The 10,599-nt window shown below is 44.9% G+C and carries 9 protein-coding genes; 6 read left to right on the top strand and 3 right to left on the bottom strand.

What is annotated here, in order from left to right; translation table 11 throughout:
* Positions 1 to 76: 76 nt before the first annotated feature.
* Positions 77 to 1,018 carry a TIGR01212 family radical SAM protein gene (locus tag VN379_RS14670; protein ID WP_325535117.1) on the bottom strand — a complete coding sequence of 314 codons (942 nt, stop codon included), beginning with the start codon at positions 1,016 to 1,018 and terminating at the stop codon, positions 77 to 79.
* The gene (locus VN379_RS14665) at positions 1,014 to 2,777 is read right to left on the bottom strand and encodes a B12-binding domain-containing radical SAM protein (RefSeq protein WP_325535115.1); all 1,764 of its coding nucleotides are present in this window, start codon (positions 2,775 to 2,777) and stop codon (positions 1,014 to 1,016) included. The genes VN379_RS14670 and VN379_RS14665 overlap by 5 nt, the downstream gene beginning before the upstream one ends.
* Before the next feature lie 179 nt (positions 2,778 to 2,956).
* On the opposite strand from VN379_RS14665, the gene VN379_RS14660 reads away from it, so the two are divergent.
* The 6 genes from VN379_RS14660 (at position 2,957) to ligD (VN379_RS14635) (ending at position 8,979) form a co-directional block, all read left to right on the top strand.
* Positions 2,957 to 3,739 (top strand): N-acetylmuramoyl-L-alanine amidase, encoded by a 783-nt coding sequence (locus VN379_RS14660; RefSeq protein WP_325535113.1) that lies wholly within the window; start codon positions 2,957 to 2,959, stop codon positions 3,737 to 3,739.
* Positions 3,740 to 3,839: 100 nt separating this feature from the next.
* Complete coding sequence (gene pepF / locus VN379_RS14655; protein ID WP_325535111.1) at positions 3,840 to 5,651, top strand: oligoendopeptidase F; 1,812 nt, start codon at positions 3,840 to 3,842, stop codon at positions 5,649 to 5,651.
* Positions 5,652 to 5,782: 131 nt separating this feature from the next.
* Positions 5,783 to 6,085, top strand: coding sequence for a zinc-ribbon domain containing protein (locus VN379_RS14650; protein ID WP_325535109.1), 303 nt, complete (start codon positions 5,783 to 5,785; stop codon positions 6,083 to 6,085).
* Positions 6,086 to 6,198: 113 nt separating this feature from the next.
* Positions 6,199 to 7,185 carry a non-homologous end-joining DNA ligase gene (ligD, locus tag VN379_RS14645; protein WP_325535107.1) on the top strand — a complete coding sequence of 329 codons (987 nt, stop codon included), beginning with the start codon at positions 6,199 to 6,201 and terminating at the stop codon, positions 7,183 to 7,185.
* 17 nt (positions 7,186 to 7,202) lie between these two features.
* The gene (locus tag VN379_RS14640) at positions 7,203 to 8,066 is read left to right on the top strand and encodes a Ku protein (RefSeq protein WP_325535105.1); all 864 of its coding nucleotides are present in this window, start codon (positions 7,203 to 7,205) and stop codon (positions 8,064 to 8,066) included.
* Positions 8,056 to 8,979 carry a non-homologous end-joining DNA ligase gene (ligD, locus tag VN379_RS14635; protein ID WP_325535103.1) on the top strand — a complete coding sequence of 308 codons (924 nt, stop codon included), beginning with the start codon at positions 8,056 to 8,058 and terminating at the stop codon, positions 8,977 to 8,979. Before VN379_RS14640 ends, ligD (VN379_RS14635) begins: the two co-directional genes overlap by 11 nt.
* Before the next feature lie 36 nt (positions 8,980 to 9,015).
* Here the strand turns inward: ligD (VN379_RS14635) and pckA are convergent, their stop codons facing one another.
* Positions 9,016 to 10,551 carry a phosphoenolpyruvate carboxykinase (ATP) gene (gene pckA, locus VN379_RS14630; protein WP_325535101.1) on the bottom strand — a complete coding sequence of 512 codons (1,536 nt, stop codon included), beginning with the start codon at positions 10,549 to 10,551 and terminating at the stop codon, positions 9,016 to 9,018.
* Positions 10,552 to 10,599: the final 48 nt, after the last annotated feature.

Here is a 10,599-nt window from a genome sequence, read left to right as displayed (position 1 = left end):
ATTTAAATATCCAGATCAGTAACTGACTGTATTAACAGCAACAACCACAGTGCCATAGACTGTGGTTGTTGCTTATTCATAGAAATTGTCTCACTGCCGGGCCATTGAGGTAAGAGCATTTCTTTCCCTGCCATGTGTCTTGCTTCAGTAATTGTTCTTCAATAGCCTCACGTATCTTCCACCAGCCTGTCTGCCAGTTGGTAAACAGCGTATTTGCTTCAGGCGCACGCCCAATCAAACGTTGAATAACAATGTCAGGATGAAGATATTCCAAAAAGCTAACCACTCTATCAACATATTCATCTTTACTAATGAGCGTAATTTCCCCTTGTTGATACCAATCAGCCATCACTGTATTTTTAACAATATATAGAGCATGTAGTTTGACCTGCTCAACCCCCATTGCTGATACTATTTTGGCACTTTCTATTGAGTCAGCCATGTCATCCCAGGGGAGGTTTAGTATAAGATGGGCACACACGTCGATTGACCAGCATTTGATTCGCCGCGTAGCATCAATAAACTCAGCAAGAGTGTGGCCGCGATTAATCTTGACCAAGGTGTGATAATTTACGGTCTGTAGACCCAGTTCAATACTAATATCTATACCATATTCTTCCCTAACCTCAGCCAGCATCTCCAAATATCGTTCACTAATACAATCAGGTCTAGTAGCCAGTGCAATGGCCACAATATCTTCCTGACAAGCCTCGATGACATGGCGCTTTAACTGATCTACAGGCAAATAAGTGTTACTGAAATTTTGAAAATAGGGAATGAACTTTTTAGCTTTATATTTAGGTGCAATGTGAGCTTTATTAGCTGCCAACTGATCGCTGACAGTCAACCAGGCAGGCAGGTTTTCGTAGCCTGCACCAATTTCACCGCAAAACACACAACCATCGTGCCCACACTGACCATCACGATTGGGACAGGTCACCGGCAGACTAACCGGCAGTTTATACACTTTTTCACCATATCTTTGGCGTAAGTGTTCCGAATATGCATTATATCTAATTCCAGAAGTCATCATGATTAATCACTTGATAAGTTGGTTTTGCATTCTTGTAAGAAAAAAGAACAGCCACTTCATGCTTCGCCAAATTATCAGCACCTTCCAAGTATAATGGTATGTCTACACTAAATACCTCAACATGAAAAGTCTTCTTGAGGTCCCGCCATGTAGTAAATGCAAAATCAGGCAAATACCGCCGGACACGAGCACTATCCCGCCAAAAAGCGTTCTTGTACTCTGCCCACTTGTCGGTTGCTGCTTGATTCATCTGGTTCCAGGGTAAAAACTCCGGTCGAACTGCCCCGTGTTCACTCATGAGAGCGTCAAATTTTAAAAATTCCTGGTATTTCTCCACAGATTCCGGATAAAAAACTGTGCAATATTCTACCATGTGTTTGTACAGGGTCTTGCTACTGTGAGCAACAAGGTGATAACCCTGCTGTTCCCAATAACCAGCTAATTTATAGTAGAATTTAAATGCTCCCGCTCCGGCAAGAGCAATAATCCACGGTAAACTATACCTAAAACGTCCGCTATTATAAACCTGTTCAAACACTTCTTCAAAAATCTTAAGTCTTCTTATTTGTCCATAGTCCAGGTAGTTGTTGGCAAGCACTTCATACGGCGCACTATCCATGTAAATATAGCCATGTCCAGCAGCGTTTTGCCTGATGCCTGATCCTTTGAGCAATTTAAGAAAACCTATCTGCAGCATATCAGGCTGCAGATCGTAGACCTCATCAAACGATTTAGCAAATACGGTTAAATCCTCATGAGGCAGGCCCACAATTAAGTCTAAATGCAGATGTATATTGCCGTAATCTCTAACCTTGCTCACATGTTCGACAATCTGCGGCCAGTTGTTATGGCGCTTTATTGCAGTAAGCGTTTGTTCATTTGTTGATTGTATCCCAATCTCAAACTGAAATCGTCCTGTTGGCACCTGACGTAAAAACTCCACTACTTCTTGATCCCAGATATCGGCAGCAATCTCAAAATGAAAATTAGTCCGGCAGGTTTGCCCGGCCAGAAATTTTAATATGGGGAAATAATGCTCTTTGCGGGCATTGAAGGTACGATCAACAAATTTCACCTGTCTCACATCATGTTCAACAAAAAAATTCAAGTCACTAAATACCCGTTCCAGACTCAAAAAACGCACACCCGCCGTAGCGCTTGAAAGACAATATTGACAAGAAAACGGACACCCGCGCGAGCTTTCATAATAGAGAATCTTATCTTTAAGTAACGGCATTTCTTCTTTTATATATGGAAAGGGAATATCATCTAGTTTGGCAACTACCTGGGGCTGACTGACAACAATTGCCCCACGGCTGCGATAAGCCAAGCCGGCAATACTCTCCATGGCCTGTCCGTCGACTAGTGCTGCCAATAATCTCTTAAACGTTTGCTCACCTTCACCCAGTATTATATAATCAACGGCAGCCTGGTCGGCCAGTATGCCTTCAGGCTGATAGGAAACTTCCGGCCCGCCCAGTATGACAACTGTCTGTGGCCGTATTTTTTTAATTAGTGATGCTAACTGCAAAACAGTTTCAATATTCCAAATGTAACAGGCCAAACCAATTACATCAGCCTGACAAACATATACATCACTTAATATCTCAAGCAAACCGTTATTCACAGTATATTCACGGACAGTTATCTTCCACTCTGGTGCCTGGCAATAAGCTGCCAAGTCTTTTAGCGCCAGTGAAGAATGGATATATTTAGCATTTAGCGTTGATAGTAGAACCTTCATATCATTCTCCCGGTACCATAATCTCCCTGCAAGTATAGTAGTTTCGGTCAGCCTTGTCAAATATCCTTCACTAACTTGAAAGTGCGCAGCAGTCACCAGCCAAACCAACTCTGCATAAAATAAAACAAGGTAAACATTACCCAGTAGATCACTTATACTATGTGAGGATGGTGAACAGTATGCGGATAATGATTGATGGACGCTACATGCCTGGTAACGCCCGCGTCAACCGTGATTTATTAATAACTCTCCGCAATATGGCCAAGGTTCTTAACTGGGGAATCCGCTATGATGCACAACGGGAATTGGTGCTTATTAACTCTAAAGATTCATCCATGCCGCGGTTGCCGGCTGATAATCATGCTGATGAAAGAACCGAAGATGAGAATGCACGCCTTGCAGGCAAAGTCATTTGCCTGGACCCAGGGCATGGCGGCAGCGATCCGGGGGCTCTCGGACCAACCGGCACTATGGAAAAAGACAATACCTTAGTAATTGCTTTACTGCTCAAAGAAAAGCTTGAAAAAAGCGGAGCTACGGTAGTTATGACCAGAGACACTGATGCCGATGTAGCCTATACAGACGCAACAGCCAATGAAGAACTGGGAGCAAGGGTAGAAGCTGCCAATCAAGCGGAAGCTGATCTATTTATTAGTATCCATAATGATGCCTTTACCAGTAATACGGCATCTGGCACTACGACCTTCCATTATGGTGATAAAGATTCAGTAAACCTGGCAAATCTGGTACAACGGAGCCTGGCGGAAAAACTAGGTACAAAAAACAGGGGGGCACGCTTTGCCAGCTTTTACGTGTTACGCTATACCAATATGCCTTCCGTACTTATTGAAGTGGCGTTTATCTCCAATGTACTCGAAGAAATGCTCCTATCCAGCGTGGATGGCCGGGATAATGCTGCCGAAAGCATCTGTGACGGTATCCTGAAATACTTTAAAGTATAGAAAATATTTTACTCAGGCATGCTATACCAGGAAATACCACAATACTACGCTAATATATATCATAAGTTATCCTTAATTCTTTTTGGGAGGAAGTGTTCTTATGTCGCAAACGTCCACAGGGCTGCCATCCCGTGATGAAATACAGCCTGAGTATAAATGGCAGATTAAAGATATCTACGCCAGCGAGCAGTTATGGCAAGCCGACTTTGATAATGTTAAAAATGACCTGTCTAAGGTGGCTAAATACAAGGGTATCTTAGCTCAATCGATAAGAAACCTTATCGCCTGTCTCAAACTGCGAGACGAAATCAATATCCTGGCAGGCAAATTATTTGCCTATGCCCGCCTGCAGCGGGACGAGAACTCGGCAAATGCCAAATATCAGGCACTTGTCGGCAAAACCGAAGGCCTGTTGGCTGAAACAAGTGCAGCTACTTCATTTATTGAACCTGAAATCCTAGCCATACCTGATGATGTACTGACAACCTTCCGGCGTGAACATTTCTTGGCCGAATACAGCTTTTACTTTGACAATCTGCTGCGCCAAAGACAACATATTTTATCACCGGTTGAAGAAGAGATCTTATCCCGCTCAGCTGAAGCCACACAAGCAGCAGAAACAATCTTTAATATGTTGGCCCATGCGGATATGAAGTTTCCTGACATTACCGGTGAAGACGGCAAACCCCTCGCACTGAGTGAAGGGCGCTACCGCTCTCTCATTATGTCACCTGACCGTCGCGTACGGAAAGAGGCTTTTACCGGCTTATTTGGCTCTTACAACGCCTTCCGTAATACCTTCGCAGCGACCCTGTCAGGTAATGTTAAAAAGAATATTTTTTACGCTCGCACCCGTAAGTTTAATTCGACACTGGAATCAGCCTTATCTGACGGCAACATCCCTGTAAGCGTCTACGATAACCTGCTTACCACAGTCAATAACAACCTGGCACCGCTGCACCGCTATATTGATCTCAAGAAAAAGGCTTTAAAGCTTGATAAAGTCCATATGTATGACCTATATACCCCACTAGCGAAAGCAGTAAAATTTAACATTTCATACTCCGAGGGACTAAAATTAGTACGTGACAGCCTGGCTCCGCTTGGCCCTGAATATACCGGTATTTTAAATAAGGGGTTAACCTCAGGCTGGATTGACGTCTATGAGAATAAAGGCAAACAAACCGGTGCTTATTGTTGGGGAGTGTATGGTGTCCACCCCTTTGTTCTCTTAAATTATAATGACCGGCTAGAGGATGTCAGTACCTTAGCGCACGAGATGGGTCATGCCATCCACAGCTATTACAGCCAAGCTATCCAACCATATACTACCTCCCAATACACGATCTTTAGCGCCGAAGTAGCTTCAACCACCAATGAGATTCTATTAAATGATTTCCTGCTAAAAACAACGAAAAATACAAAGAAGAAATTATATCTGATAAACCAATACCTTGAAATGGTGCGGGCAACCGTCTATCGGCAAACAATGTTTGCTGAGTTTGAGAAAAGCATTTATGACAAAGCCGAACATGGTGAAACATTAACAGCAGATTTGCTTGATGAATTGTGGCATATTCTTAATGTCAAATATTATGGTCCAGATATGATGGTTGACTCGGAAATAGACATTGAATGGGCCAGAATACCGCACTTCTACTCGAACTTCTATGTTTACCAGTATGTTACAGGTTACGCAGCAGCCACAGCATTGGCACAGCAAATTCTGGCTGAAGGCGATGGCGCCCAAGAGCGCTACATCGATTTCTTAAAGAGCGGCGGCTCAGATTATCCCATTAACATCCTAAAAAAAGCAGGTGTCAACATGTCCAAAGCCCGGCCTATTGAGCTTACTCTCGGCAGGTTTTCCAATATGTTAGATGAACTGGAAAAAACAATAACCAACTCTTGACAATTACTTTAGTACGCGTTATATTGATTACATGACAAAATATAATTGCTTTCGATGGCTAGCAGCTTCAATCTTGACCAACCGACCAGCAATTGTTTGAGTCAAACACATATTACGGAGGTTGGTTAAAGATGGATTATCAAGACAAGGATCTTGCCTGTAAGGAGTGCGGCGCAGCTTTTGCTTTTACCGCATCAGAACAAGCTTTTTATGCTGAGAAGGGTTTCCAAAACGATCCTTCCCGTTGCCCGGATTGCCGTGCAGCTAGAAAACGTCAAAACGGTGGACGCATGGGTGGTGGCAGCAACGCTCGCCCTCAACGCGAAATGTTCGATGCTACTTGCAGCGCTTGTGGTATCCAGACTCAGGTTCCTTTCCGCCCTACTGCCGGAAAACCTGTATATTGTCGCGATTGCTTCCAATCCAATAGATAAATTACTACTTGACTATTTGACAGGCCGGATAATTCCGGCCTGTTTTTATTTTTATGTAATATATTTGCTTGTCCTGCAGAAACTAAGATCAAACTAGCCTGATGAGGATTATTATGCCAATAATTAAGCCAATGCTGGCAAAACCAGGTTTATTGCCTGCTGACCAGGATCAATGCAGTTTTGAAATCAAATGGGACGGCCTCAGGGCCATCTTCTATCTGGAAAAAAAACAGTATAAACTGCTGAGTCGCAACCTTAAAGACATTACTCATCAATACCCCGAACTTCACGCATTGGCTGAAGTTGCAGGCCGCAGCCATACAGAACTGATCCTGGATGGAGAAATCGTGGCATTTACTCCAGCTGGACTCCCCTCCTTCTCCCTGCTGCAGCACCGGATGGGACTCACTCACGATAAAACGATCCTTGAAATGACGCAGAAGGTTCCTGCCCACTATATGATCTTTGACATCTTGTCCCTCAATGGCAACTCGCTCCTGAATAAAACCTATATTGAGCGACGGGCCCTACTAGAAAGCCTTGGTCTTGACGGTGCCCATTGGCAAACACCTGATTACAAAACAGGTGACGGTAAAACCATCTTAGCTGCCAGCCGTAAACTGGACCTGGAAGGCATTATCGTAAAACGCCTTGACAGCACCTATCAGGCAGGCAAGCGTACCGGAGCCTGGCTCAAAATCAAGAATCAGCGCCGCCAGGAACTGGTCATCGGCGGTTGGGTTCCTGGCCAAGGTACCCGCGAAGGGAGAATCGGCGCATTGCTTATCGGTTGCTATGATGTGACACCACAGGCAGCCCAAGCTAGAGGTATTCCGCAAAATCTGTTATATGCAGGCAAAGCCGGCACCGGCTTTACTCAGACCACCCTGGCTGAACTGGGAAAAAAGCTGGCACCGCTGAGCAGGCAAACCAATCCTTTTGCTCAAGATCCTGCTGTTAAAAACGCCCGGTTTGTTGAACCGGTATTAATCGGAGAATTTGAATTTACCGAATGGACCCCCAATCATACCCTGCGACACCCCTCTTTTAAGGGTTTGAGAGACGACAAAGACCCACGCCAGGTAATTCGCGAAGACTAATCACCGGAGGTGTGCCTATGCCCCGCCCGATGTGGAGTGGCTCTATCAGTTTTGGGCTCGTCAACATTCCAGTCAAACTATACAACGCCGTAAAAAAGAAGTCCATCCATTTTAATCAACTACGCAAATCAGACGGCTGCCGTATTCGCCTAAAAAAGATCTGCCCGTCTGACGGTGCTGAGGTTCCAGCTGAAAACATTGTCAAGGGTTATGAAATCTCTCCTGACCAGTATGTAATCGTCACCAGCGATGAACTTGAAGCCATTCAGCCTAAAAACGCCCATACGATATCAATTGAAGATTTTGTCGAGCTTGGCCAGATTGACCCGCTATACTATGACAATTGCTACTATCTCACCCCTGACAAAGGAGCAGGCAAGGCCTATAGCCTGCTCCTGGCTGCTATGCGAAAAACCAGTAAAGTCGCAATTGCCAGGGTCGTCATGCGCAACAAAGAATATCTTACCGCCATCCGTCCGGCAGGAAACGCCCTGTCCTTATCGACGATGCACTTTGCCGACGAGATCATTGCCGCAGACCAATTAGAAGAATTGCCAGTTGATGTACCTGAACCGGATACCAGAGAGCTGGCCATGGCTGAGCAGCTCATTGAATCACTGTCAACCGGGTTTGAGCCTGCTAAATATCATGATCAATATCATCATCAAGTCCTGGAAATGCTGGAGAAAAAGGCCGAAGGACAGACAGTAATCAGTCAGCCGGAGGTTAAAGAAGGCGGTAAAGTAATTGATCTGATGGCGGCTCTTGAGGCCAGCATCTCCGCCATAAAAAACAAAAATGACGGTGGTAAGGGCCAAAAGCTGGTTAAAGACACAAAGCCAGTCGCGGCAGCCAGGAGGAAAAAAGCCAGTGCCCAGTGATAACAAGACCAAAACAACAGTAGACATCGGTGGGCGCAAACTAAAAATCAGTAATCTCGACAAAGTATTTTATCCTGCCACAGGCTTCACAAAGGGTCAAATGCTTGATTATTATATTCGCATTGCCCCTGTTCTACTACCCCATCTTATCAATCGGCCGCTGACTGTAAAGCGCTATCCTAATGGTGCACAAGGCAAGTTTTTTTATCAGAAAGAATGTCCGGCCCATCGCCCCGACTGGGTTAAAACCATTCCGGTATGGAGCGGCAGCAATAACCGCAACATCAACTTCTGCAATGCCCTTGATTTGCCAACCCTGGTATGGGCTGCCAATCTGGCGGCACTTGAGCTGCATACCTCACTGTCTGTGGCTCCAGCGGTGAACCAACCATCTCTGCTGGTTTTTGATCTTGATCCTGGTCCACCTGCAACCATTGTGGATTGTGCCCAGGTCGGACTACTCCTAAAAGACTATTTTGACAAACATAATTTGCAGAGTTTCCCTAAAACATCAGGCTCCAAGGGTCTTCAGCTATATATACCGCTTAATACACCTGTGAGTTACGAGATTACTAAAAATTTTGCCCGGGTACTTGCTACGCGATTTCAGGAAAAATACCCCGGCCTAATCGTTGCTAATATGAAGAAAGTCTTGCGTACCGGTAAAATCTTTATCGATTGGAGTCAAAATGATGAACACAAGACGACAGTTTGTGTTTACTCACTCCGTGCTAAAGAACATCCCACAGTCTCTACTCCTGTAACCTGGGATGAGGTTGTCAGCGTGGTCAATCAAAAAGATCCTGCTTTACTTACCTTTGATGCTGCCCAAGTACTTGACCGCACTGCCACATTAGGTGACTTATTCTCCCCAGTAATAAGCCTTAAACAAAAATTGCCTGCAATACAATAGTTAAAGGCCGCCGTTCTCAATAACGGCGGCCTTTAATTACCCGCGAGGTCCTGCAGCAGCAATTTCAGTTGATGTATTCTCACAGAAGCTGTTGAAATTTTCAACAAACAGCCTGGCTAATTCCTTGGCTTTGCGATCATAGGCCTCTTTATCAGTCCAGGTATTTCGCGGCACGAGAATGTCAGCAGGTACACCCGGACAGCTTGTAGGCACATAAACATTAAATATTGGATCAAGCTGGTAAGACACCTGTTCCAAATGACCTTCAATAGCAGCCGTTACCATCGCCCTGGTATAGGAGAGTTTCATGCGATTGCCAACCCCGTATGAGCCACCCGACCAACCGGTATTAATCAAGAATACATGAGTCTGGTGACGCTTGAGTTTTTCGCCCAGGAGCTCAGCATACCTAAGTGCAGACAGTGGTAAAAATGGCGCGCCAAAGCAAGCAGAGAATGTAGCCTGAGGTTCAGTGATGCCGCGTTCGGTGCCAGCAAGCTTGCTGGTATACCCTGATAAGAAGTGGTACATAGCCTGCTCGGCATTTAACTTAGAGATGGGCGGCAAAACGCCAAAGGCATCGGCGGTCAGAAACACGATTGTTTGCGGATGCCCGGCTACCCCTGGGATTAATGCATTAGGTATATAGTCAACCGGATAAGCAACCCTTGTATTTTCGGTGATTGAAGCATCAGCAAAATCCGGCCTGCGGGTTGCAGGGTCAATTACTACATTCTCTAAAACAGAACCAAACCGGATAGCTTCCCAAATCTGTGGTTCAGTCTCATGTTTTAGACCGATGCACTTAGCATAACAGCCACCTTCAATATTGAAAATGCCTTCATCACTCCACCCATGCTCGTCATCGCCAATCAAACGACGCTCCGGATCAGCTGACAAGGTGGTTTTTCCGGTGCCGCTTAACCCAAAAAACAGGGCGCTATCCCCTTGGGCCCCAACATTGGCAGAGCAATGCATCGATAAAATATTCTTCGCAGGTAAGATAAAGTTCATAACCGTAAATATCGATTTTTTCATTTCCCCGGCATAATGGGTGCCGCCAATTAACACCAGACGCTGTTCAAAATTCAGGATAATGAAAGCCTCTGAAGCTGTCCCGTCCATAGCAGGGTCAGCCTTAAACCCCGGGAGACAAATTACTTTATAATCAGGAACAAGGCCTGGTTGCACAGTCTCCGGACGGATAAACAGCTGCTGTACAAACAGATTTTGCCAGGCAAACTCGTTCACAAACTGAACACTAATACGACTGCTCGCATCTGCACCGGCAAAACCGTTAAAAATAAAGAGTTCCCGCTTCTGCATATAAGCTAACATCCGGTTGTATAACTGATTAAATTTATCTGATGAATAAGCCTTATTACTATTCCAGTCAATCTTGTCATGTACCGCAGGAGAGTCAACAACAAATTTGTCATTTGGCGAGCGACCTGTATATTTACCAGTGGTTACCTGTAGTGCGCCGCTGGCAGTTAACTGCCCCTCGCCCCGCCTAATTGCGGTTTCTACCAATTGTGCCGGACTTAAATTATAATAAATATTTCCGTTCATGTTCAATACTCCTTTTCACATATCGCGGTTTTGTGGGCTAGCCTATAT

The organism is Sporomusa sp. (genome assembly GCF_035561255.1).
Taxonomy (GTDB): Bacteria; Bacillota; Negativicutes; order Sporomusales; family Sporomusaceae; genus Sporomusa.
This window is presented reverse-complemented; position numbering and strand designations above follow the sequence as displayed.